Annotated in this window: 14 protein-coding genes and 2 pseudogenes; 10 read left to right on the top strand and 6 right to left on the bottom strand. The window is 70.9% G+C overall.

The features are described 5' to 3' along the window. Together GT354_RS23890 and GT354_RS23885 are read right to left on the bottom strand one after the other, a co-directional pair. A partial coding sequence (locus GT354_RS23890; RefSeq protein WP_202512219.1) for a right-handed parallel beta-helix repeat-containing protein occupies positions 1 to 1,241 on the bottom strand: 1,241 nt, incomplete at its 3' end. An 11-nt stretch (positions 1,242 to 1,252) separates the two neighbouring features. After that, positions 1,253 to 9,022 carry a hypothetical protein gene (locus GT354_RS23885; protein WP_161358425.1) on the bottom strand — a complete coding sequence of 2,590 codons (7,770 nt, stop codon included), beginning with the start codon at positions 9,020 to 9,022 and terminating at the stop codon, positions 1,253 to 1,255. Positions 9,023 to 9,235: 213 nt separating this feature from the next. Here GT354_RS23885 and GT354_RS23880 point away from each other — a divergent pair, with 213 nt between their 5' ends. The 3 genes from GT354_RS23880 to GT354_RS23870 all read left to right on the top strand — a co-directional run bounded on the left by GT354_RS23880 (position 9,236) and on the right by GT354_RS23870 (position 10,767). Next, positions 9,236 to 10,003 (top strand): hypothetical protein, encoded by a 768-nt coding sequence (locus GT354_RS23880; protein ID WP_161358424.1) that lies wholly within the window; start codon positions 9,236 to 9,238, stop codon positions 10,001 to 10,003. Between the two features lie 50 nt (positions 10,004 to 10,053). After that, positions 10,054 to 10,365 carry a hypothetical protein gene (locus tag GT354_RS23875; RefSeq protein WP_161358423.1) on the top strand — a complete coding sequence of 104 codons (312 nt, stop codon included), beginning with the start codon at positions 10,054 to 10,056 and terminating at the stop codon, positions 10,363 to 10,365. 75 nt (positions 10,366 to 10,440) lie between these two features. Then, on the top strand, positions 10,441 to 10,767 hold the full coding sequence (locus tag GT354_RS23870) for a hypothetical protein (protein WP_161358422.1): 327 nt from the start codon (positions 10,441 to 10,443) through the stop codon (positions 10,765 to 10,767). Between the two features lie 45 nt (positions 10,768 to 10,812). Here the strand turns inward: GT354_RS23870 and GT354_RS23865 are convergent, their stop codons facing one another. Further along, a complete protein-coding gene (locus GT354_RS23865; RefSeq protein ID WP_161358421.1) occupies positions 10,813 to 14,751 on the bottom strand; it encodes an FtsK/SpoIIIE domain-containing protein in 3,939 nt (1,312 codons plus the stop codon). Positions 14,752 to 14,909: 158 nt separating this feature from the next. Here GT354_RS23865 and GT354_RS23860 point away from each other — a divergent pair. The 6 genes and pseudogenes from GT354_RS23860 to GT354_RS23835 all read left to right on the top strand — a co-directional run. Continuing rightward, positions 14,910 to 15,503, top strand: a pseudogene (locus GT354_RS23860) (dihydrofolate reductase family protein); the annotation flags it as partial. A gap of 196 nt (positions 15,504 to 15,699) precedes the next feature. Beyond that, positions 15,700 to 16,176: an indole-3-glycerol phosphate synthase gene (locus GT354_RS23855; protein WP_161358420.1), complete on the top strand. Its 477-nt coding sequence runs from the start codon at positions 15,700 to 15,702 to the stop codon at positions 16,174 to 16,176. Between the two features lie 241 nt (positions 16,177 to 16,417). Then, on the top strand, positions 16,418 to 17,833 hold the full coding sequence (gene murC / locus GT354_RS23850) for a UDP-N-acetylmuramate--L-alanine ligase (RefSeq protein ID WP_161358419.1): 1,416 nt from the start codon (positions 16,418 to 16,420) through the stop codon (positions 17,831 to 17,833). Between the two features lie 113 nt (positions 17,834 to 17,946). After that, the gene (gene msrB / locus GT354_RS23845) at positions 17,947 to 18,375 is read left to right on the top strand and encodes a peptide-methionine (R)-S-oxide reductase MsrB (RefSeq protein ID WP_161358418.1); all 429 of its coding nucleotides are present in this window, start codon (positions 17,947 to 17,949) and stop codon (positions 18,373 to 18,375) included. Between the two features lie 78 nt (positions 18,376 to 18,453). Beyond that, on the top strand, positions 18,454 to 19,332 hold the full coding sequence (locus GT354_RS23840; protein WP_161358417.1) for a TIGR04222 domain-containing membrane protein: 879 nt from the start codon (positions 18,454 to 18,456) through the stop codon (positions 19,330 to 19,332). 114 nt (positions 19,333 to 19,446) lie between these two features. After that, positions 19,447 to 20,868 (top strand): DUF692 domain-containing protein, encoded by a 1,422-nt coding sequence (locus GT354_RS23835; RefSeq protein ID WP_237535388.1) that lies wholly within the window; start codon positions 19,447 to 19,449, stop codon positions 20,866 to 20,868. A 274-nt stretch (positions 20,869 to 21,142) separates the two neighbouring features. On the opposite strand, the gene GT354_RS23830 is transcribed toward GT354_RS23835, so the two are convergent. The 3 genes from GT354_RS23830 to hemG all read right to left on the bottom strand — a co-directional run bounded on the left by GT354_RS23830 (position 21,143) and on the right by hemG (position 23,868). Further along, a complete protein-coding gene (locus tag GT354_RS23830) occupies positions 21,143 to 21,283 on the bottom strand; it encodes a hypothetical protein (RefSeq protein ID WP_161358416.1) in 141 nt (46 codons plus the stop codon). 100 nt (positions 21,284 to 21,383) lie between these two features. Beyond that, positions 21,384 to 22,181 carry a hydrogen peroxide-dependent heme synthase gene (gene hemQ / locus GT354_RS23825; protein ID WP_161358415.1) on the bottom strand — a complete coding sequence of 266 codons (798 nt, stop codon included), beginning with the start codon at positions 22,179 to 22,181 and terminating at the stop codon, positions 21,384 to 21,386. A 235-nt stretch (positions 22,182 to 22,416) separates the two neighbouring features. After that, positions 22,417 to 23,868, bottom strand: a complete 1,452-nt coding sequence (gene hemG / locus GT354_RS23820; protein WP_346012146.1) for a protoporphyrinogen oxidase — start codon at positions 23,866 to 23,868, stop codon at positions 22,417 to 22,419. 96 nt (positions 23,869 to 23,964) lie between these two features. On the opposite strand from hemG, the pseudogene GT354_RS23815 reads away from it, so the two are divergent. Further along, positions 23,965 to 24,154: pseudogene (locus GT354_RS23815) on the top strand (hypothetical protein); the annotation flags it as partial.

Raw genomic sequence — 24,154 nt, 5'->3', positions numbered from 1 at the left:
GGCCGGGCGCCCGGGCCCACCTCGACGCCCGCCCGCTCGGTGTGCGCGAACGCGCAGTCCTCGACCTCCGTGTCGGCGCCGTCCTCGACCCGAAGTCCGATGCCCGAGCGGTGTACCGCGCTGCCGACCAACCGGGCACTCCCACTGCCGCCCACGTGCACGCCGGTCATCGCGGCCGAGCGCACGAGCAGCCCGCTCGCGAGCACCTCGGCCGCTCCCGCGACACACAACCCGTGCTCGGGCGTGGGCCCGAGCACGACGGCCGCGAGTTCGCCGTGTGTGTGCTCGTCCAGGTGCACGGCGGTGAACGCGGTGTCCGCCACCGCGACCCCGTCCAGGGTGACGCGCGCCGTGCCGCGCGCGAAGACGCCGTTGGCCCCGGTCGAGCGGATCAGCCCGCCGACCACGTCCAGGCGGGCACGGTCCTCGGCGACCACCCCGCTGAGGCCGGCCGCGACGATCTGACCGTCGAGCACGTTCGCGCAGGCGCGGCCCGAGACGGCCAGCCCCGACGCCCCCGCGCGCTCGACCACGCAACTGCGCAGGGTCAGCTTCGCGTCGCCGCGCACGATCACCGCGTCGGCGCCGCTGTCGCTGCCCCGGCACCCGTCGAGGCCGACCACCGACGAGTCCTCCGCCAGCAGCGCGTTGCGCGCGGATTCGGCGAAGTGGGACCCGCGGGCCTGCACGGTGGCCGCGTCGCGCACCCACAGGCCGACGTCGGTGCGGGTGATCACCGAGTCGGCGACGGTGACCGCCGCCGCTCCGGCGAGCAGGAGCCCCGCCCCCTCGATCTCCTGCACTCGGCAGCCGGTCATCGACAGCCGAGCGTCCCCCGACACCGCGACCCCGGCGACACGCGCGCCCGATATTCGACCGCCCGTCACCTTCACCCGCGCGGCGTCCGCGATGTCGAGTCGGCCGCCCTCGATCCGGCAGTCGTCGAAGAGCACGTCGGCCGACCCGGTGAGCCGCACCGCCGGCGCGTCGGCATCCGCGCCGACCAGAACCAGGCCCTCGATCCGGACCGCGCCACCGCCGGTCACCGTGAGCGCCACGTCCTGAGCACCCGTCAGGCGTACGCTCCCCGGCCCCTGTTCGGCGACCAGGACGACCGACCGGCCGAGCACGATGTGCTCGTGATACACCCCGGGCGCGAGCAGTACCCGTTCGCCGTCGCCCGCAGCCGAAACCGCGTCGGCGATCGTGCGGCGCGCGTCGGCGCCTCGGTTTCCGCGCATGCCGAACACGCTCAAGGCTTGGGTCCGTTCAGGAAGTCGTCGTACTTGCCGGCCAGGTCGAGCCAACCCTGGAAGAGTTTGTTGAGTTGCCCGTCGACGATCTTCTCGATCAGCTTGATCCCGATGTCGAGCGGCCCCGCCTTGCGCCAGAAGCGGCCGGCCGCGTAGGCGTCGGCGGCGAACTTCCAGGCGCCCGGCCCGAACGCGCCGCTCGCCAGCGAACCGAGCGCGGCCACCCCGCCGAACTTGAGCGCGTCCACACCGGTGTGCTTGACGCCGTTCTTGTCACCGAACACGGCGGCGTTGATCGACCCGTTGACGAACGCGACGAACGGGTTGACGGCCAGGCCCAGCCCGAACTTGTACATCCCCGAGCGCCAGCGCAGCGCGGTGTCGAAGTTCGACCAGTCGGTCTTCCAGTTGTCCCCGAAGTACGGGTTGGTGTTGAACGGCTTGCCCCAGTCGTTCGCGGTCAGGCCGTCCTTGAACTGCTTCGGGGAGAACGTGCCGGGTGCGAACTTGGCCTCGTGGAAGCGGGCCATCACCCCGGCCATCGAGGCGGACACGCCCGCGTTGAGGAAGATCTTGCCGATGTCCGTCCCGGAGATGTCCCCGTCGTTGATCCACTCGGTGATCATGCCCGCGAGCACGGAGAGGCCGAAGTCCTGCATGAACTCCATGCCGGCCTTGGTCCACGCCTTCTGCCCGAACGACCACTCGATCGAACCGTCGAAGCCGTTGGCCGGACCCCAGTGCCGCCGGTTGGTGTCGCCCATCCCGCGGTTGTAGCCGCGGGCGTCGTTGAGGACACCGCCCGCGTCGTCACCGCGGCCGACGAGCCGGAACTTGCCGTCGACCTGTCCTGCGGTGCCGACCTTGTCCGGACTGACCTTGGCCCGGACCTTGTTCAGCAGCCCCGGATCGGTGTCGGCGAGCTTCTCGAAGATCTTGGTCGAGAAGCTCTGGTGCACGACGAGGTCGCCGGCCCGGTCGTAGATCCGCGACTGGAGATAGGCGATGTCCTTCTCCAGGTAGGCGACCACCGTCCCGTCGGCGGCCCTGACCGGTTCGAAGGAGCGAATCCTCGTCCCGTTGCGGTAGTCGCTCCAGTGCCGGTCGGAGGGCACCCCGCCCGGGGTGTCGGCGTGATACTCGCGGATCGCGTCGCCGCGTCCGGCGCGGATCGTCACCGTGACGTCCTCGCCCTGCGCGTTGCGCACCGTGATCACATCGCGCCACTTCGCGCCGCCCGCGTCCACGTGCGTGACGGTGTGACCGCCCGGGGTGGGCTCGAAGTCACCGGCGGCCGTCTTGACCCGCGTGCGGTACTCGAAGGCGCCCGAGCCGAGCTCGACGCGTTCGATCGTCGCGAACCGGCCGTCGCCGAGCAGCTTGCGCTCGTGGACCAGGACGTCCTCGCCGCCCTCGACCCGGGCGAAGTCCTTGAATCCGTCGTCGAAGCCCTCGCCCCACATCTGCGCGCCGGCGCGATTGGTGGTGCGATAGCCGGTCGAGGGACCGGAGTCGGTGACGAGGGTGCCGGTCGCGTTCTCCTTCGTCCAGGTGAAGCGCCCGTCGGGCCTGCCGTCCATGGTCGCCTTGACGAAGTTCCCGCCGATCTCCTCGCGACTCGCGGTGATCTGCCCGAGCCGGTTGCGGTCCAGCCAGGTTCCGAGCTCGTCCGTCACGCGGGCCGGCATCGCCTGACCCAACGGCTTGGGCGTGCCGTACTCGCGCACCGTGCCCTTGGTGTCGACGACTTCGCGGACCACGCCGGCGCCCTCGTCGCCGGTCCTGACGTCGCGCCACTTGCCGGACGCGTCGAACTCGCGGTACCCCTCGGCGGTCGCGCCCGCCTGGGTTTCCTTCCACTGCCCCCTGGTGGTCCATCCGTCGGTGGTCGCGCCCGGCGCCGCGTCGGCCCGGTACTCCAGCTTGCGACCGTCGCTCAACGCTCGACTCTCGCGCAGCAGCGTCCCCTCCTTGGAGAAGTCCTGCCACGACGCGTCGCTCATCCGCTGGAAACGCAGCGCGGACTCGCCGGTCTTCGTCCAGTCGGCCCCCAACGCGTGCACCTTCCAGTACCGCATCAGCCGGTCCTCGCCGGAGAGCAGGCCGCCGGGGAAGTCGGCCCTGCCGTACGCGGACGGCACACCGGCGCGCTGCTGCCAGACCCGGCGCGCCTTGAAGGTGTCGCCGCCGAACGTGTCGAGTTTGGCGACCTCTTCCTTGACGTAGTTGTACTCGGAGTACTGCCGGAACTGCCGATCGAAGGAGGCAGCCTGCGAGTCGAACGTGTACTGCCGGGTGCCGCGGGCCTTGTCGGCGGCCGAGAAGAACTTGTCACCCTTCCAACTGCCGCGCATGGGCGCGAATCGCTCGAACGCGACGGGCGTGTGGGTGCCGGTGACCCGACGGGGCACGACGTCCCCGTCGAGCTTGACGAACTCGACTCTGGCCTTGAAGCCCAGGCTCTGGTCGAGCCGGAAGTCGAGCTTGCCGGTCGCGAGCAGATCACCGTTGTCGGCCCACCGCTGCCAGGACCAGTCCCTGAGGCCGACCTTCTCGGCGACGAACATCCCACCGCCGGTCTGCGGGATGTTCTGCCGGACCGTACCGCCGAAGTAGTGCCGCGAGTTGCGGCCGAAGACGTTGTTCGCGACGTCGTACGACGTGTCGTCCCAGCGCACGTAGCGGTTGCCCGCGGTGACCGGAGTGCCGTCGACGGTCTTCTCGACCCAGGTCCACTTGCCGGTTCGGTCGCGAACGCCCTCGATCCAGTTGCCACTGTCGGGTATCCCGGAGTGGTCGCGGGTGAAGACGGTCGCGCCGGTGTCGTCGACGAGCTTGCGGATTCCACCGCCCGAACCGTCGGCGTGGACCGGCCAGGACTCGATCGTGCCCTTGCGGAACGGCATGTGCTCCCACGGGACTCCGTGCGCGGGGGCTCCGCCGCCCGGGTACACGTCGCGCCACGTGCCGGTGCTGTGGTCCAGGCGCCGGGTCGCGCCCGCGACCGGACCGTCGATCGGATACTCGACCAGTCGGTGGCGGGTGAGATCGTTGCCGTCCCACTTCTCCCACGTGTCGCGGCGCACGTCGACCACCCGAAAATCGTCGCCCTCGCGCGTGCCGCGAAGCGTGACGGTCCTGCCGGTGACGGTGCCGTCCGCGCCGATCCTGGAGGTGCCGTCCGCCCACACCTCGAAGCCGGCCCGGTCGGCCTTGAGGCCGTCGAAGACCTGATACCTCCCGCCGGTGGTCGGGTGCGCGTCCTTGAGGATGCGCGGGCCGGTGTCGCCGTCGCGCCAGATCTGGAAGCCGGCGGTACGGTCGACGCCGTCGACCCGGAAACCGGTGCCGTCGAGCGTGCGGGTGCCGCGGTGGGTGACGTGGTGCGTGGTGTACTCGGCGTTGTTCCAGATTTCGACGCGCCCCGCGCCGCCCGTGGCGCCGGGCCCGTCGAGGACCAGGTAACGGCCGTCACCGATGGCGTGACCGTGCCGGACCACGGGCGCGCCGAGGCCGGAACCGTGGAACACCCGGAAGTGCCCGCCCTCGCTCCGGAGCCCGTCGAACACCTGGTGCAGGTCACCGCGTCCGACGGCGTAGCCGTCGTGTACCACGCGCGGCGCGGCGCCGGACGTGTCCCACACCTGGAACCCTCGGCCGCCACCGAGTCCGTCGACGCGCAGTTGCGTGCCGTCGGGGGTGAGCGTGCCGCGATGGGTGACCTGGTGCGTGGCGTACTCCGCGCCGTCCCAGATCTCCACGCGGCTCGCGCCGCCGGCGGCGCCGGGCCCGTCGAGGACCAGGTAGCGGCCCTCACCGATGGCGTGCGCGTTGGCGACGACGGGCGCGGCGAGGTCGAGATCGGCGAGGATCCGGAAGTTTCCGCCGTCGGCTACCAGGCCGTCGAAGACCTGGTAGCGGCCGTCGCCGAGGGCCCGTCCCTCGTGGACGACGGTGTGCCCACCGGCCCCGTTCTGCTCCAGGATCCGGAAGTTCCCGCCGTCCGCCCCGGGCCCCTCGAACATCCGGAACCGGTCGCCGCCGAGGGCGTGCCAGCCCTCGACCACGCGCACCGAGTCGGCGACGCTCGCGTCGGCGGTGTTCCAGATTTGGAAGTCCTCGCCCACCGCGTCAGTGACCCGGAAGTGCCCTGCGCCGGGTACCGGGGCACCGGTGTGGGTGACGTTGCCGTGGGCATCCCGGATCTCGAAGCGTCCGCCTTCGCTTCGCGGACCGTCGAAGACTTGGTGGCCACCGGTGTCGAGGGGGTGGCCTTCGTGGAGGACGGTGTGGTTGCCGGCGGCGTAAGTGTCCCAGATCTCGAAGTGCCCGCCGTTGCTTCGGGGTCCGTCGAAGACCTGGTAGCCGCCGGTTTCGAGGGGGTGGCCTTCGTGGAGGACGGTGTGGTTGCCGGCGGTGTTGGTGTCCCAGGCCTCGAAGCGCCCGCCGTTGCTTCGCGGACCGTCGAAGACCTGCCAGTGGCCCGATTCGAGCACGCGGCCGTCGTGCAGCACGGTGCGCGTCGCGGGGTCGGCAGTGTCCCAGATCTGAAAACCGCCGCCCTCGGACCACATGCCGTCGAAGACCTGGAACCGGCCGTCGCCGAGCGCCTGTACGTGGTGGATCAGCGTGCGATCGACGACGTCGTGATTGCTCCAGATCTGGAAGTCGCCGGTCGGGGTCGGCGGCCCCTCGAAGACCTTGTACAGCCCGTCGGAGGTTCGTTCGCCGGTGAGGGTCAGCGTGTCGACGCCCTCGGGCGAGGTCGTCCACACCTCGAACCGGTCCACGGTGCCCGTCGCCCCCGGGGCGTGGAAGTCCAGCTTGAGCACGCCCGGTTCGAGCCGCGTCGCGGCGCCCACCACGGGGCTGGTCGCCGGGTTCGGCCCGGCGCGCAGCTCCCAGGTCGTACCGGTACCGGCCGGATGGGGACGCATCTGGTAGATTCCGTCGTTCCCCGCGAGCGGACGCGCCTCGATGTAGCCGCCGTTGGGTCGCGGCGTGTGCCACACGTCGCTCCCGGGGACCAACGCGGGCTCCGGGTGCGGTCGCATGCCGCCGCGCAACCCGGGCAGCTTGGCCAGCGCCTCGGAAACCTTGGGCGCGACCACCGCCGCGTCCACGCCCCACGCCTTCAGGGCCGCCGCGGCGTCGGTCAGCGCCAGCCCGGCGTTCGCGCGGGCGGCGGCGGCGACCATCAGGTCGACGTGCAGGGCGCCGGCGCCGCCCGAGCTGCCGATGCCGCCGGTGAGGCGGTCCTTGAGGCCCTTCTCGACCGCGGCCGCGTGCTCGAAGTCGTGCTTGGCCCGGGACCATTCCTGCCAGGCCGCGATCCGCGACTCCGGCAGGCCCTGAGCCGACTTGCCCACGGGGCCCGGTCCGGTGGCCAGGTCGTCGAGCACCCTGGTGACCACGGCGTTCTGCTCGTGGCCGAAGCCGGCCAGGGTCCGGGGCGGTGGCGGGACGCCGACTCCCGGAGACACCGGGGGAGTTGCCCCCGGTGTCGGCGGCGGGGTCGGCGCGAGCGGGTGAGCGGTCGCCGGCACGCCGGGCGATCCCGTCGGCGGGTGCGCGCGCAGCGGGACGCGCTCGTGCACGAGTGACGTCGCGCTCTCGACCACGCCGGGACTGCCCGCGAGGTCCGCGCGCACCGGCACGCTGTGCCCGCCCGCGAGGTCCATCGGGGCGAAGCGCGCCGACGCGGCCGGCACGTGGTCGAGGTCGCGCGCGCCGCCGGCCAACAGGTTCAGCGCGTTGTCCTTGTGCGCGCCGGTCCCCGCACCGGCCGAAACCCCCGCGTTCGGCACGTGCGTGGGTGTCGGCGTGGGCGTGGCCTTGAGCGACCCGCCCCCCGGGGCCAACAGGTCGAAGGCGTCCGTCGCGGTCACCTTGACGTCGGTCGGCGCGGACGACGTCGAGAGTTGCGTGGGCCGCGCGTCGATCGGCTTGCCGGTCAAGCCGTCGAGGGACTGCGGCGGCACGTGTACCGAGGTCGGCAACGGAGCCCGACCCGCCAACGATCCCGCCGGCGCGGCGACGAAGCGCTCCGACGACACGCTCGTCAATGTCGTATCGCCGTGGGTGAGCCGACGGACCTCCGGCAGCGGCGTCATCTTGACGTCCTCGCCCAGGTGGACCGCCGCCCTGGTGAACGTGTTCGCGTCACCGACCGCGCCGGTGAGCGCGTGCGAGGAGAGGCTGCCCGCGCCCAGCGCGTGCGTCGTGACGTTGCCCAGCGCCTGATCGAGCACGCCTTGGAGCGAACCCCACTGGATGTTCGGGGTCACGCCGGTGTGCCCGATCGTGCCGGCGAAGTTCGTCAGGCCCTCGTGCCCGAGCAGTTTGTCGCCGAAGCTGTACGCGCCCAACCCGTGATGCGCGGTGTACAGCCCGCTCGACGACGGCACGAACACGGCGGTGTCCAGGGAACTGCCCACGCGTGGGATGTCGTCGAGGGTGAACCCACCCAGCGCGTTCACCTTGCCCACCCCGTCGAGTCCCAGTCCCGCGTTCGGTCCGCTCAGCCCCTTCAGCGGGCCTCCCGGGATCGGGGTGAAGCCTCCCCCTCCCAGGATCGGCGGTTTGTCCAGGAACGAGCCGCCGATCTTGGCCACCGTGCCGGCCCCAGCCGACGGGAGACCCAACGCCGCGCGAACGAAGTCCTTCTGGCTCCCCAACACTCCGCGTTCCCAGAAGCCGATTTTCAGCGCCCGGGACAGTCCGAGCACCTTGATCTCGTTGCCGGCCACCGGCAGGAGGATGCCCAGCGATCCCCACCCCTTGAGCTCCGCGAAGCCGGCCTTGCCCGCGGCCCAACCCGCTTTGGCCGTCCAGACGATGGCCTTGAACGGCAAGGCGATCAGTTTCGCGACGAACAGTCCGCCCTTGAAGATCAGGCCGCCCGCGACGATCCCCGCGTAGATCGCGGCGAACTTCCAGCCGGCCAGGTTGAACCCCTTGAGCCCGGTGCCCAGGAGGGACAGGAAGTTCGCGCCACCCTTGAACAGGTTGACGGCCCCCTTGCCGATCCCGACCAGGAGGTTCTTGAGCCCGGACAGCAGCGCCGGCAACAGAGCCTTGGTGGTGGGGAACAGCACGCCCAGGATGTTGAGGAACAGTTCGAGCCCGGAGGCCCTGCCCTGGACGAAGTCGGCGATGGTCTTGCCCAACACGACCAGGTTCGCGCCGAAGGCCAACAGGCCCAGGGGACCGCCGAAGAGCACACCGAGCACGGTGAGCACGATGGTGAAGATCTTGAAGAAGTCCCAGAACTCCTCGGACACCGTCTTCGGGCTCGTCCTGAGCCCCGTGGCCCTGACCAACGCGTCGCGCGCGACGTTGTACGCGGTGACGTAGTCGGTCCGTGCCGCCTCCAACGTCGCCTTGTGCGCCGCGAGCCCGGGGTCGTTCACGGGCAGCGCGGCCGCCCCGTCGATCGCCGGCTGGGCCTTTCGCTGCGCGGCCCCCAGCGCCGTCGAGAACGTGGTCAGCGCGTTGCTCGCGAGCGTGACGGCCTCGTTCAGCTTGTCGACGAACAGCTTCAGCTGGTCCTTGACGTGCTTGCGCAACTCCGTCGCGGACTCGCCGACCAGGGCCGCGTACGGGCCGTCCTTGACCAGGCCCGCCAGCCTGGTCGACGCGGCGTCGGCCTTTTTCGCCAATGCCGCCAGATACTGCACGGCATCCGCGATCGACGCCGGATCACCCGGTATCGGATCGGCGCTATAACCCAGCTTCTTCAACGCCTCGAGATCGACGTTGCGTGCCATGAAGCCCCCAGGCGGCAGTTCGGGCGCCTCGGAGTTCGCTGACCTCGTGACGCACAGCACGACGGTTGTCGGCGCGGCTCTTTATTCTCCGGCAATCTTGGCCGATGATGAGAGTCGGCGCTAGTGTTCGGACCGGAAAGTAGCCGAAGGGGGATCGCTTTGCCTGAAATATACCCTGCTGATATATCCCTGGACTACGGTGAGCTGCGCGCGATGGCCACCGCGCTGACCGAACTTTCCGACACGTTCGACAACGATGCGAAGAAGTTCTCCGGCGGCAGTATTCCGGCCACCTACGGCACGATCCCGGGGAAGGATATCGGGAGCATCGCCACGCCGCTGGTGTCGTTCTACACCGCGTGGTCGAGTCCCATGCACAAAGCGGTCGACGGATTGCGCGCCCTTTCCAAACTCCTCGGCTATGTGGCGGACGCCGCAGAGGGGTGGGACGACAGCGTCGCGGCGCAATACGCCGCAGGCCCCGGACGCTCGCCCTATCAGGAGTGGAAGGGCAAGAAGGCCGCGTGGGACGAATGGCTGAAGACCCACCCGGACGGAAAGCCGAAGGAGGGTGAGACGGCGCCCGAAAACCCGGGCACCGAACCGCCCCTGCATTACACGAAGACGGACGAGTACGGCGTCGAGACGGATGTGGTCATCAAGATCGACGCAGCCGGCAACGTCACCGAACAGACCGTCACGATCACCGACCACGGCACCAACTACACCGAACACACCACATACGGTGAAAACGGTGCCTACCACACCACCACGACCGGTCGAGACGGGAGCGTATCGACCGAAAACGTACAGGTGGACGCGTCCGGCAAGGGCACCAAGACGGTCGTGACCAAGGACGGCACCACCGTCTACACCATCAGCAACATCAAGGACGAGAACGCCACATGGGTCGAGGTTCCGAAGCCGGACCCACCCTATCGACCCCCGCCCGGCGGTGGCGGCGGACACCAACTCAAATAGCTTTTCCGATACCCGTCGCGAACATCACCGCGACACATCAGGGAGAATTCATGGCGAGCGACTTCAAAATCACCTACGAACAGGTACGAGTGGCCCAGGGCGAGATGAAGCGGGTGTCCGACGACGCGGTCACCGAAATCAATCGCCTGAAGGCCAAGGTGGACACGCTGCTCAAGCCGGGATCCGGTCTTTGGCTGCGGCTCAGCAGTGACGAACTCAATGCCAAGTACAAGACCCTCAGCGACGACCTCGCCAAGGCGGTCGCCCAGATCATCGTTTTCTCCGGGCAATTCGACAAAATTGTCGAAGCCGCCAAGACGCTCGACGCGAACATGAAGGCGGCACTGGCCAAGTCGGCCTAGACCGCCCGGCTCGTCGGCATTTTCCGACGAGCCTGCCCTTTCCTCGGAGCAAGCTTTTTCGACGAACGGAATCACATGACTTCTCCCGTGGGCGCAGACCTCGACGTCAACGTCGCCGAAGTGGATCTGGTCTCCAAGGACATGGTGGCCAGCGCCGAGAAAACGCAAGCCGCACTCGGCCTGCTGCGCACGACCGTCACGAATCTGCTCAACCCCGACGGCGGCCTTTATCTGCGAAAGACCAGCCCGCAGATGACGCAGTCGTATCAAGACCTCACGACGTCGCTCGACAAGGCGATGGTCTCGATCAAATCGTTCAGTGACACCTTCCAGGTCGTCGTGACCAACCTGCGGACGTTGGACGGCGAGGAAGTCCCGGCCCCGCCGCAACACACCACCTGAGCACCGCCCGCACCCGCACCGCGTTTTCGACTGCGCCTCTCGCCGCTATTCGGCGACGGGGCGCAGTTGCGTCTGCGGGATGAGCACCGGCGCCAGGAACCCCTTGCGGTCGCGAACCCAGGCATGCCCCACCCGCAACGGCTGACGCACCCGCTCCGCCGGCAGCCGCGCCCCGACCAGGTCGCCCTCGCCGCCGAGCTGAGGCGACAGCAAAATCCCCTGCCGGTTGCGCCGTACATCGCCCAACCACCCGCTGAGCGCCTGCAACAACGTCTCCGCCGTCGCCGCGTACGCCAGCCCGATACCGCGGTCGCGGCCCGACGCGATCACGTCGCGCAGCGCGTACCCCACCAGCGACCCCATGTCCGACAGCAGATCCGCGTCGTCGATCAACACCACCGCCGGGCCCGCCAATTGCTCCAACGCAGCCTCGGTCCGCGACCCGTCCGAGTCCGCGCCCTCGACCAACATCACCAACGGGTGCGCCCGCAGCAACCGCAACGGCGAATCCCGCGGCGTGATCGCCAGCACCCTGGTCCCGCTCGCCAACAGCGACACCGCCAAGGTCGCGAGCGTGTTGCTGCGCCCACTGCCCGGCGGCCCCACGATCGCGAACGTGTGGTGCGCGTCGCCGAAGTCGGCGCCCACCGCCGACACCGCGTCGCCACCGACTCCCAACAGGCCCCACAGCGGGCGCCGTTGCTCCTCGCTCACCTTCTCGTACGCGTCGGCGAAGACGATCGACGACGGCAACGCCGCGAGCTCGAACGGCCGGCGCACCGCGTCGACCCCCCGATCCCGTTCCCGCGCGTCGGCCGCGATCCGGCGCAGCGCCTCGGTCTGCTCGCGACCGCTCTCACCCGGGCCCAGCAGCGCCACCTGCGCCTCCGACCACGTGCCCGACACGAGCAGGCGACCCGGCGGCATCGAACCCGGGATCGCGGTACGCGGCACGCCCGCCGCCGAGTACTCGCCGCGATCCGCGAGCCGCAGCAACACCATGTCGTCGTTGACCGAGGCCAACCGACTGTTGATCAACGCCCGCTCCGACGTCATCACGAGGTGGATGCCCGCCGCCGCGCCCTCGCGCAGCAATCGGGTCACCTCGTTCATCACCCGGCCGTCGTCGTACTCGAAGAGCGTCGACGCCAGCGGGTCCCACCCGTCGATCAGCAGGAACAGGTGCGGCGGGCACGACGCGGCATCACCCGCGCGCAACTCGCTCAGATTGGCGCACGCGTTGCGCGACAACACCTCCTGACGCACAGTCAGTTCCTCGCCGATCCGCGAGATCAACCGGTCGATCCGGCTCAGGTCGTTGCGCGGCACCACCGTTCCGCAGTGCGGCAACTCGGCCAGCGCCGCCAGCGCACCACCGGCCGCGTCGATCGCCTGGATGTGCACGACCCCGCACGAGTGCCGCCTCGCGAGCGCCACGGCCATCGCCCGCAACACGTGGCTGCGACCGGTCTGCGGAGCGCCGACCACGAACAGGTGGCCGAACGTGCTCGGATCCAACAGGACCGGCTTGCGGGCCTGCAGGTGCGGCACGTCCTCGACCGCCCAGGCCACCGGATCCAGCGCCCCCGGGGCCCGATCCGCGGCCGGTTCGAACGCCGGCAGGTCGTCGGGGAGCACGCGCGCGGGCAGCGGATCCAACCACGGGCTCGGCGGCTGCTCGAAGTCCGGCAACGCGGACGCGGCTTCGGAGATCGCGGTCACCAACTCCCGCAGATCCGTCGTCGGTTCGGCGTCGCCGGGCGCCGGCATCGGCTCGACCTCCACCTCGGCCGGCGCCGGACGCGGTCGACCCAACCGACTCCACGACAACACCGACGTCTGCGGCCGGATCGGTTCGACCGGTGCCGCGGGCGCGATCACGGGCGCCGGCCCCGACTTGGTGTCCACCCGCTCGGTACCCGCGTACGCGGTCTGGAACGGCGTCACCGTGTGGTGCGACGTGCGCGCGAGCGCCCGCCCCGGCGTCGACGACGAGATCGCCACCGCGTCCTTGGTGTCGATCACGTCGGAACTCTCGCCGGAGTCCGTCACCCGCAGCGCGATCCGCAGATTGGTGTTGGCTCGGATGTCGGCGGTGATCACCCCCGCCGGGCGCTGGGTCGCGAGCACCATGTGGATGCCCAACGACCGCCCCCGCTGGGCGATGCCCACCAGGCCGGGGATGAAGTCCGGTACCTCGCGGACCAGCGTCGCGAACTCGTCCACGATCAACAACAGCCGCGGCAACGCGGGCAACTGCGCGTCCCGGGCCCGCTTGCCCCGATACTCCGCGTGGTCCTTCGCCCCGACCATCGCCAACAACAACTCGCGCCGGGTGAGTTCGGCGCCCAGCGAGGCCATCGCACGATGCACCAGCTGCGCGTCCAGGTCGGTGACCATGCCGAGTGTGTGCGGCAGTTCGACACAGTCCTTGAACGCGCTGCCGCCCTTGTAGTCGACCAACACGAAGGTCAACTCGTCCGGCCGGTTCGCCGCCGCGAGCGCCGCGACGAACGACTGCAACAACTCCGACTTGCCCGAACCCGTGGTCCCCGCGATCAGCGCGTGCGGGCCGTCCACCACGAGGTCGAACGACACCGGACCGTCGTAGCCGATCCCCAGCAGCGCCCGCGTGGACGCCGGCCTGCGCCGCCACCGCTCGGTGATCACCGCCGGATCCGGCGGTTCCAGGCCCAGCAGGTTCGGCAGCAGCACCCGCTCCGGCAACGCGCCTTCGTCCGGCGACGTCACGTCCCGCACCGGGGCCAGCGCGCGAGCCACCGCGTCACACCACGCCGCGGCGGGCAGATCCGGCCGGATGTCGGCGACGTTCGGCAACCCGTGCCGGCGCAGCGTGGCCACCGGACCGCGCGCGTCCGAGCCCTCGTCGAGGCCGATCACCGCCGTGCACTCCTGCGGCAGGAACCGCTCCTCGGTGTCCACACAGATCGAGAACACCCGTACCTGTGGGCCCTCCTGGAGCACCTGCGTCATACCGGGGATCTCCCGCAACCGGCGCGCCCCATCCACCACCAGCACGATGTCCGGGTCCGCGAACACCGCGTTGCGCAGCAGCGTCCCGGCCGCGGCGGTCCGGGCCCGTACCACCTGGACCAGTTCGGCGACCCGGGCCGCGATCGTCTCCGGATCACTGCCGATCCACACCTCGGGCCCACCGCGCGTGGTGCCGCGCGCGTGCGGAAGCCACGCCAACCACCCCCACGCGTCCGCGCCGGCGGCGCCCGTGAGCACCCGGAACTGCACGTCGCGCGGACTGTGCAGGACCGCCGACTGGGCGACCAACCACCCCGCGAGCCGCAACGCCTGCTCCGGCGCGCCCGCGACGCCCAACACCCCCTGCTCGGTCAGCGCCACCGCCGTCGGCACGTCCGGCACGACCCAACTCACCCGCCGGTCCAGCGACTCCGCGTCGGCGTCCTCCACGTCGTTCATCGACGGATGCTCGGCCGTCCCGATCCGCAACACCAGATGATCGGGATCGACCCGGCGCCGCTCCCACAACCGCGCCCCGGGCCCGGTCGCGAACAGCCCCGTCACCGACGGGTCGGGCATCGCGTCGACCCGCCCCTGCCGCTCGACCTCGGCGCTCGCCTCGACGTCCGCGAGCACCTCGGCCTTGCGGAGCCGATACGCCGCCAGGTCCTTGAGGTGCTGCTTACGGCCGGTGCGCCGCGACGAGATCCAGTTCGCCAACGCCATGAGCGGGCTGAACACCGCGAAGATCAGGAAGAAGTACGACTTGAAGACCTGGACCAGAACCAGACCGAGCAGCATCGGCGCGAGCGTGATCAACAGCGGGAAGGGCTGCCGGAAATTCCCGCGCGGCCGGGTGGGGATCCGGAACCGACCGCCCTTGACCGGCTCGACCAGACGCGGCGGCCGGTTGAAGTCGAGCCCGCTGCCGTCCGCCGACGCGACGATGTCCGCCCCGGCGTCGAACGGCTCGGCGAGGCGCAACAGCACCGGACCCACCGCCAGCCCCAGACCGAGCCCCCACGCGACCTCGCCGACGATCGGGGCCCGGGGATCCTCGACCGGCGCGTCCTGAAACTCCCGGTCCCCGCCGGCGACCGGGACCGCCGCAGCACGCCCCTGCCGCTCGTCCGCCGCCCGCCGACAAGAAGATCTTCGGCATCCTGCGCGCACTGGCCGACGTGATCGTGGTGGGCGCCTCCACCGTGCGCAACGAGGGCTACGGCCCACCACGGCCCAACCGCGAGCATGCCGCGGCACGCGAGGCCGCCGGCCAGAGGCCCGTACCGGTGATCGCGGTCGTCTCCCGCAGCCTCGCCGTCGACTTCACGTCGCCGCTGTTCACCGAGGCGATCGTGCCGACCATCGTGATCACGTGCGAGCAGGCGCGTCCCGAGGGCCTCGAAGCGGCCGCGAAGTACGGCGACGTGATCCTCGCCGGCCGCGACCGCGTCGACTTCGCCCTCGCCCTCGACGCCCTCGCCGAGCGGGGCCTGACCCGCCAGCTCACCGAGGGCGGCCCGCACGTCCTCGCGCAGATCGCCGCGTCGGGCCGCCTCGACGAGCTGTGCCTGACCATCGGGCCCCTGCTCACCGCAGGCCCGGCGGATCGAATCCTCGCGGGACCGACCCTGACCCCGCCGCAACCCATGCACCCGATTTCGCTGCTCGAAGAGGACGGGTCACTGTTCGCGCGCTACGTCCGACCCGAACGCGACCGCACGACGCAATCGACCACGTAATCGACACGTATTCGACGACGTGATCGACGACGTGATCGACCACGCACCCGACGACGTGAGTACGCGTCGGCGACGGCGTGGCATCCGTGGAAAACCCATTGCACGGCGCGAAAAACAAGAGTGGGATGCCGGACTCCCGGGCAGACGGGGCACAGGCCCCCGGCTCGGCCGGCACCGGTAGATCAGGGAGTGTTGCGTGTACACGATCGTGCTGCTCGTGGAAAAGGTCCTCAACGACGAGGACGTCAAACTCGTGACCAGCCTGCACGAAGGCGTCGAGACGTCTTTCGTCGTAGTGCTGCCCGGCAAGGCCGACCACCGCAAACTGCTTCAGGCCCTGGACGACGTGGCCCTCGTTCGTCTGGAGGAGGCCGCCGAGGACATCGAGGAGACCCCCGGCCCCGACGACGGCGCCGACGCGGCCCGCCGCACCCTCGATGCCAGCGTCGCCGCCCTGCGCGCGGCGGGCGCGAACGCGGTGGGCGAGACCACGCCGGGCCGCGACCCGTTGGACACCCTCAAGCAGATCGTCGAACGTCACACCGCCGACGAGGTCATCGTGCTGACCGATCCGCACTTCATCGAAGAGCTCTTCCACCGCGACTGGGCCTCCAGGGCCCGCCAGAACGTAGGCGTCCCGGTCCTCAAACTCTTCGCCCACGACCTGAGCTGAACCGCCCCCATCCACGGAAGGCTGCGGAGCCAGACCACGCCCCAACGGGCCGTGAAAACCGCAGCCTTCCCACCCTTCGCAACGGGTGGGCGGGTGGACACCAAACAAAACCGACCCACCACGCAACCGCAGCCCGCCCCACCGAATCTCCCATCAAGGCCACCCGGCCCCGAGTAAGGCAGAATCGCGGGTGCCTCGGCCAACCCTGCCCGGGCCAAGACTCTCCGAAGGAGCCCGCTTCATGGCACCCCCCGCCGAGCCCGTCGACCTTGGCAGCCCCTTCTTCGTCGGCATCGGTGGCGCCGGCATGTCCGGGCTGGCCAAGATCCTCGCGATCCGCGGGGCCAAGGTGTCCGGCAGCGATGCCAAGGACTCCACGCTGCTGCTCGCGCTGCGCCAACTCGGCTGCACCGTTCACGTGGGCCACCACGCCGACAACGTCCAGGACGCGTCGTGTGTCGTGGTGTCCTCGGCCATCCGCCCGGACAACCCCGAATTGGTGGTCGCCCGCGAGCGCGGCATCCCCGTCGTGCACCGCGCGGACGCGCTCGCCCGGCTGATGGACGGCCGCCGCTCGGTGGCCATCGCCGGCACCCACGGCAAGACCACGACCACGAGCATGCTCGCCGTCGGCCTGACCTCGCTCGGCCTGGACCCCTCGTTCGCGATCGGCGCCGACCTCAACGAGGCCGGCAGCAACGCGCACCACGGCTCGGGCGACATCTTCGTGGCCGAAGCCGACGAAAGCGACCGCAGTTTCCACAAGTACGCCCCCGAGATCGCCGTCGTGCTCAACGTCGAACTCGACCACCACGCCAACTACGGCTCGCTCGACGACGTCCTCGAATCCTTCGAGATCTTCGCGCACCGCATCACCCCCGGCGGAACGCTCGTCCTGTCCGCCGACGACTCGGGCGCGCACAGCCTGCGCGAGCGCCTCGCGGCCTCCGCGCCCGACCTGAACATCGTCACCGTCGGCGAAAGCGAGCAGGCCGACCTGCGCCTGGTCGGCATCGAGTCGCTGGGCCTGAGCAGCCGGGTGACCGTACGGGCCAAGGACGAGGCCGCCGACCTCGTGTTCACCGTCGCCGTCCCCGGGCGACACAACGCGTCCAACGCGGTCATGGCGCTCGCCGTCGGCCGCGCGCTGGGCGTCGAGCCGCAGCGGATGGCCGAGGGCCTGGGCAACTACGCGGGCGTACGCCGTCGTTTCCAGCTCAAGGGCGAACAGAGCGGCATCCGCGTCGTCGACTCGTACGCGCACCACCCCACCGAGATCGCCGCCGACCTGGAGACCGCGCGCGGCGCGGTGGGCGCGGGCCGCGTGGTCGCGGTGTACCAGCCGCACCTGTTCAGCCGTACCCAGCAGCTCGGCGTCGAAATGGGCCGCGCGCTCGCCGCCGCCGACATCGCCGTCGTGATGGACATCTACGCCGCCCGCGAGGACCCGCAGCCCGGCGTGACCAGCAACATCGTCGCGCACGCCGCGCTCGACAACGGCGGCCTCGTGCGCACCATGCACAGCTGGTCCGACGTCGCCGCCTCGGTGGCCCGGCTCGCCCGTCCCGGCGACCTCGTGCTGACCATGGGCGCGGGCGACGTCACCCTGCTCGGCCCGGAGATCCTCGACGCGATCCGCGACCGCGCCGCCCGCTGACCACGCCCACCCGACCGACGCCGGCGCTCCACCGCACCATCGCCACCCATCGGCCCCGCCTCGTCCCCGTCCCCGCGGGAACGCCGCGGGGCCGTTGCGTGTTGGATGTGAACATGGCCTACGAAATCGAGAAGACGGACGAGCAGTGGCGGGCCCAGCTGTCCCCCGCCGAGTTCCAGGTGCTGCGCCAGGCCGGCACGGAGCGGGCGTGGACGGGCGAGTACACCGAGACCAAGACGACCGGCGTGTACCGCTGTCGGGCGTGCCGGGCCGAACTGTTCCGCTCCGACACCAAGTTCGACAGCCACTGCGGTTGGCCGTCGTTCTACGCCCCGCTCGCCGAGGACCGCGTCGAGTACATCGAGGACGTCTCGATGGGCATGAAGCGCGTCGAGGTGCGCTGCGGTTCGTGCGGCTCGCATCTCGGACACGTCTTCGAGGGCGAGGGCTACGGGACCCCGACCGACCAGCGCTATTGCATCAACTCCATCTCCCTCACGCTGGAGCCCGACCCGTCCGAGCCCGGCGCCGCCGGGGCCTGACGGATCGTCGAACCGCTGTCGCGGGGTGCGGCGTAACTCACATCCATTTGTGGCGACGCCGATCGTCCACTAAGCCTGATGTCCATGAATCCGTGGCTGATACCTCTCACGTATTCGGTCTGGACGACGGCCGTACTCGGCGTCGCCATCGGGTTCGCCCGGCGCGGCGGCAAGGACGTACAACGGCACCGCCTGACCGAACTGGACCTGCGCGAACACGCCTTCCTGTCCGGCGGTGCCGCGCGGGCGGCCGACGTGTCGATCCTGCGACTGCTCGACACCGACGCCCTGCACGTGAACCGGGACGGTCAGGTGGTCGCCGCGCGCCCGGCGGCCGCCGACGGTGACGGTGACGCGACGATGCGGGTCCTGGACCGCGAGTACGGGGGTCTGCCGCTGCGCGAGCTGCGTACCCGCGTGGCCGCCTCCGTCGAGATCCAGGGCATCGGCACGAGGCTGTTCGAGGACGGCCTGATCGCGCGCCCCGACGCGGGACCGCGCAGAATCCCCCGCTGGGCGCTGTTCGCGACCATCCCCCTGGGCCTGGTGGCCGCGGTCGCGGGTTTCCTGGTCACCGACGAGGGGGCATCGAGTGGTTGGCCGTGGCTGGGCCTTGTCCTGGTGGTGGTCGGCAGTCAGGCGTGTGTCGCCGCCCTGCTGCTGCTCGGCGTGTTCGGCGAGCGGGTGGTACCCACGGCCCCGGCGATGCGCCGGCTGATGCGCCTGCGCCGCGACGACGCCGCGGTCGCCGCGTTGGCCCCCGGCTCCCTGGGCGCGGTCGCGTTGTGGGGCCTGGACCGGTACCCGGATCCGGTGGTCAAGGAGATCTTCCGCCGCAGTGCCCCCACGGCAGCCGAGCCGGCCCCGTCGCAGTGGTGTGGCGGCACGTCGTGCGCGTCACCACAGGGCGCGCGGGCCGGGTCGTGCGGAGGCACTGCGGATGGGTGCGGTTCATAGGCCGTCCTCATGGGCCGGCCCACACGGGGTCCGGTGCGCAAACCCGCACGTGAGGGCGACATCCGAGGGAACTCCTCCTGGTTCGCCCCGGCGCGGACCCGCCATGCTGAGCACATGCGAACAGCCGTGGGAATCGGGTGGCGATCGGAGATCGACCTCACCATCGAGCGCCTCGACGGCGTCGACTTCGTCGAGGTCGTCGCCGAGAACATCTGCCTCGACCACGTGCCCGAGTCGCTGCGCGTCCTACGTGCTCGCGGCGTCGAGGTCATCCCACACGGCGTCGGTCTCGGCCTCGCCGGCGCCGACCGCCCCGATCCCGTCCGACTCGCGCACCTCGCCGCGGTCGCCACGGCGCTCGACTCGCCGTTGGTCAGCGAGCACCTGGCATTCGTCCGCGCCGGCGGCATGGAGGCCGGACACCTGCTGCCGGGCCCACGCACGTGGGACGCGCTGGACCTGGTGGCCGAGAACGTGCGGATCGCCCAGGACCTGCTCCCGGTCCCGCTCGCCCTGGAGAACCCGGCGACCCTGCTGGCCTGGCCCGACGACGAGCTCAGCCAGTCCGAGTTCCTCACCGAACTCGTCGAACGCACCGGCGTCCGCCTGCTCGTCGACGTGGCCAACCTGCACACCGAACGCGTCAACCACGCCCTGGACCCCGCCAAGGCCCTGGCCGCCCTCCCGTTGGAAGCCGTCGCCTACGTCCACGTCGCCGGCGGCCTCGAGGTGGACGGCCTGTGGCACGACACACACGCCCACCCCGTGACCGCCCCGGTCCTGGAGGTCCTGGACATGCTGTGCGCCCTCCACCGACCACCCCGGATCCTGCTGGAGCGCGACGCGAACTTCCCGTCCACCGCCGAACTCGCCGCCGAACTGAGCGCGATCCGCACCATCGCCGACCCCCCGGCCGCGCCGGCGCCCACGAAGGGGGCCGACGACGCCGACACTCGACGAGCACGGCGAGCAGCGCGGCCGGAGGCCGAAGCGGTGTTCCGCGAGCCGACGGAAGAACACCGCGAATCGGCGGCGCGGCAACAAACGGCGCTCCTCGCGGCGCTGCTCACCGGCGCGCCCGTGCCGCCCGGCTTCGATCCCGAGCGGGTGCGCGTGCAGGCCGGGGCGCTCGCCGCCAAACGTCGCGACTCCGCGTTGCGAGCCGTACCGGAATTGGCCTCGGCGCTCGGCGATCGGTGGCCGCGCGAGTTCATGGCCTGGGCGATGACCCATCCGAAGCCGGTCGAGGGCGGCACCCGCGCCGACGTACACGCTTTCGCCGCCCACCTGTGGGAAGGGGACGCGCTGCCCCAGGCTCTCGCGCAGATGTTCGTCCCGCGCAAACCGTCCTGGTGGTCCCGCCTACGCACGTCCGCATCACGATCGAGCGCACACCGTGGCGGCGACCCGCACCGGAAACAACCCGAAGAAGCCGGGAAAGCCAGGAAAGCCAGGAAAGCCAGGGATGCCGGGGACGCCGGGGAAGTCCGTACGAAGAGCCATCCGAAGCACCTCACCGGGAGACGCACACCATGACGCCGTTCCTGGCCCTGTTCGTCGTCGTAATCGTCGTGCTCACATCGCCGTTCGTGATCATCTTCCTGTTCGTCCGAGTGGCCCGGCGCAACCGAAGGCGCCAATTCGGCCGAGGCCGCCCCGGCCCCTACGGACCGTACGGTCCCGGGCCGTGGCAGCCCGACGCCTTCGGCCATCGGTTCGGTTACCAGCCGGGCGACAACGACCGGCCCCCGGGCGGCTCGTGCGCCGGCAACCCACCGGACTCCTCCCACCACCACGGCTCACACGGTCATCACACGTCGTGCGGCGGCAGTTCGTCGTGTGGCAGCGGCTCGTCGTGCGGCAGCGGTTCGTCGTGTGGCAGCGGCTCGTCCTGTGGAGGCAGTTCGTCTTCATGCGGCAGCAGCTCGTCCTCGTGCGGCAGCTCGTCCACCTGAAGACCGACCGACACACGAGAACCGACCCCCGCCCTCCCCACACGCGACACACCGGCGCCGATCGGATCGCCCGGACCCGATCGGCGCCGCACCACCTCAGGCCAGGCCGGCCAACAGGTCGCCGATCGCGCGCCGGCGCCCCGTGAAGAACGGGACCTCTTCACGCACGTGGCGACGGGTCTCGGAGCCACGCAGGTGCCGCATGAGGTCGACGATGCGGTACAGGTCGTTCGCCTCGAAGGCCAGGATCCACTCGTAGTCGCCCAGCGAGAACGACGGCACCGTGTTGGCCCGCACGTCCGGGAAGCCGCGCGCCATCTTGCCGTGTTCGGCGAGCAGCGCCCGCCGCTCGGAGTCCTCCAGCAAGTACCACTCGTAGCTGCGCACGAACGGGTACACCGAGACGTAGTCGCGCGGCGTCTCCTCGGCCAGGAACGCCGGGATGTGGCTCTTGTTGAACTCGGCGGGACGGTGCAGCGCCATGTTCGACCACACCGGTTCGAGCAGCCGGCCCAGGCCCGTGCGGCGGAAGCGGTTGTACGCCTCCTGGAGGTCGTCCGAATTCTCCGCGTGCCACCAGATCATCAGGTCCGCGTCGGCGCGCAGGCCCGAGACGTCGTACGTGCCGCGCACCACGACGTCCTTGTCGAGCAGTTGCTCGAACAGCTGCTCCACCTCGGCCGCGAGGCTCGCGCGGCTGCCCGGAAGCGGCTCCCTGAGCCGGAAGACCGACCACATCGTGTACCTGACGACCTCGTTGAGGTCACGCGCCTTCTTGCGCACCTGGGCGGGGCCGCCCTCCGGTTCGAGGACCTCCTCGTCGATCGCTACGGCGGCATCGACCGACGTGGGGGCGGCCGGATCCGGGTTGTTGTTCGCGGTGCTTTGCGTCATGGCTCGATTCTGCCTCGCCCACGCACGCGGTCCGCGCACGGGGCCGATCGGTGCCCGGGGCCGCTCCGGACGAGAAGCCCGTACAAGACGTCCCTACCCGAGGCCCGTACAAAAGGCCCGCACGAAAGGCCCGTACACGCAGCCGGTCCGTACCCCCGGCCCGGTCCGTACCCCCGGCCGGGTGCCCGCCCCCGGCCGGCTACGTACCCCCGGCCGGCTACGTACCCCGGGCCAGTCAGTGCGCCGAACGGGCAAGCGGCTTCGCGAGTTCGGCGAGGACATCCGTCGCGGCCTCGGTCGCGCTCGCGACGCAGGCCGGGATGCCCACGCCCTGGTACACCGCGCCGCACACCGCCAGCCGCGGCAGCCGCTCCACCGCGTCGCGCACGCACGCGATCCGGCCCAGGTGCCCGACGGCGTACTGCGGCAACCCGCCGCCCCACCGGGTGACCTTGTGGTCGATCGGCTCGGCGTCGAGCCCGATCGCGTCGCGCAGGTCCGCGAGCGAGTCGGCCACGAGGTCGGCGTCCTCGCGTTGCAGCACGGCCTCCTCCCCCGCTCGGCCCAGCGACGTGCGCAGTACGAACGTGTCCGGGTCGGCCCGATCGATCCAGCCCCACTTGTTCGACGCGAACGTGCTCGCCTTGATCCGCCGACCGTCCACCGGCGGGACCAGGAACCCGCTGCCGCTCGGCGCCGCCGCCAGGTCCGAGCGCCGGAACGCGAGCGTGACCAGGGCCATCCCCGCGTACTCGATCGCGGAGAGCTCGACCCCCGCGACCGCCGAGTGCGGGCGCAGCAACCTGGCCGCGGGCGCCGCCGGCACCGCGAGGATCACCGCGTCGGCCTCGATCGCCACCGGCGCGCTCGTGGGCCCGGTCACCAGGCGCCACCCGGTCGCGGTGCGCTCCAGCTCGCGCACCGTGGTCCGCGTCCTGATCTCGCCGCGCCCGGTCGCCACCACCGCCCCCGCGACCGCGACCGGCAGCCGCCCGACACCGCCCGCGATGCCCATGAACACCGGCCCGCCGGGGCCCTGCGCGGCCCGGTCCAACAACCCGCGCACACCGGTCACCAGGGACCCGCCGCCCCGCGCGATCGGCAGCAACTGCGGTACGGCCGCCGCGAGCGAGATCTCGTACGCGTTGCCCGCGTACACCCCGCCGAGGAGCGGCTCGACGAGCCGGTCCACCACTTCGTGGCCCATCCGCTCCGCGACGTAGCGGCCCACCGCGACGTCGTCCTCGTAGCGGTGCGGCGCGAGCGCGTGGTCGAGCGGAATCCGGGCCAGACCCGCGGTCGACAGCACCCCACTCGCGGCAAGCGGCTCCAGGTCGCCCGGCACGCCCATGACGTGCCCGCGCGGCATCGGGCGCAGGGCGCCCCGCGTCCACAGCGACGCGGTCGCGGTGCTCGGCGGTTGGAGGTCGTCGGCGAGGCCGACCTCGCGGGCGAGGTCGATCGACTCGGTACGCCGCGCCAGCATCGACTCCGCGCCCTCGTCGACCGGGACGCCCGCGACGGTCGTCGCGTGCAGCTTGCCGCCGACGCGCGGGGAGCCTTCGAGCACTGTGACGGTGAGCGCCGGGTCGCCGTCTCGAAGCAGTACCCACGCGGCCGTCAGGCCCGCGATCCCGCCACCCACCACGACCACGTGCCGGCCTTCTACCACCGTCGAACTGTCCACACCGCACCTTCTCACGCGCATCATCCGCACGTGGGAACCGGCCACGCGGTCGAGCCGTCCCATCGCCGATCCAGTGCCCACCAGAGGGGGAGCCAGATGCGCACGGGACGCGAACCGAGACGCACGACGAGACACCCGAACCTGCTCCTCGCCGCAGGCCTGACCGCCGTCCTCGCGATCGGGGGATGTAGCGGCGACGGCGGCTCCGACCGGGACCGCAGCGACGCCAAGGCGGCCGCCGCGCCCGCCGCCGGCCCGCCGGGGATGGCCGACAGCGCGAGCAAGC

Origin of the sequence: Streptomyces sp. SID3343, from assembly GCF_009865215.1 — a bacterium.
In the GTDB taxonomy this organism is placed as follows: Bacteria; Actinomycetota; Actinomycetes; order Streptomycetales; family Streptomycetaceae; genus Embleya.
The sequence above is the reverse complement of the archived record's forward strand: the minus strand, read 5'-3'. Positions and strand labels throughout refer to the sequence as shown.

Excerpts from the sequence above, each read along its gene's own strand:
- GT354_RS23870 (WP_161358422.1), top strand. The coding sequence starts at position 10,441 with ATGACTTCTCCCGTGGGCGCAGACCTCGACGTCAACGTCGCCGAAGTG.
- hemQ (WP_161358415.1), bottom strand. The coding sequence starts at position 22,181 with ATGACGCAAAGCACCGCGAACAACAACCCGGATCCGGCCGCCCCCACG.
- GT354_RS23875 (WP_161358423.1), top strand. The coding sequence starts at position 10,054 with ATGGCGAGCGACTTCAAAATCACCTACGAACAGGTACGAGTGGCCCAG.
- msrB (WP_161358418.1), top strand. The coding sequence starts at position 17,947 with ATGGCCTACGAAATCGAGAAGACGGACGAGCAGTGGCGGGCCCAGCTG.
- GT354_RS23835 (WP_237535388.1), top strand. The coding sequence starts at position 19,447 with ATGCGAACAGCCGTGGGAATCGGGTGGCGATCGGAGATCGACCTCACC.
- GT354_RS23885 (WP_161358425.1), bottom strand. The coding sequence starts at position 9,022 with ATGGCACGCAACGTCGATCTCGAGGCGTTGAAGAAGCTGGGTTATAGC.
- murC (WP_161358419.1), top strand. The coding sequence starts at position 16,418 with ATGGCACCCCCCGCCGAGCCCGTCGACCTTGGCAGCCCCTTCTTCGTC.
- GT354_RS23880 (WP_161358424.1), top strand. The coding sequence starts at position 9,236 with ATGGCCACCGCGCTGACCGAACTTTCCGACACGTTCGACAACGATGCG.
- GT354_RS23840 (WP_161358417.1), top strand. The coding sequence starts at position 18,454 with ATGTCCATGAATCCGTGGCTGATACCTCTCACGTATTCGGTCTGGACG.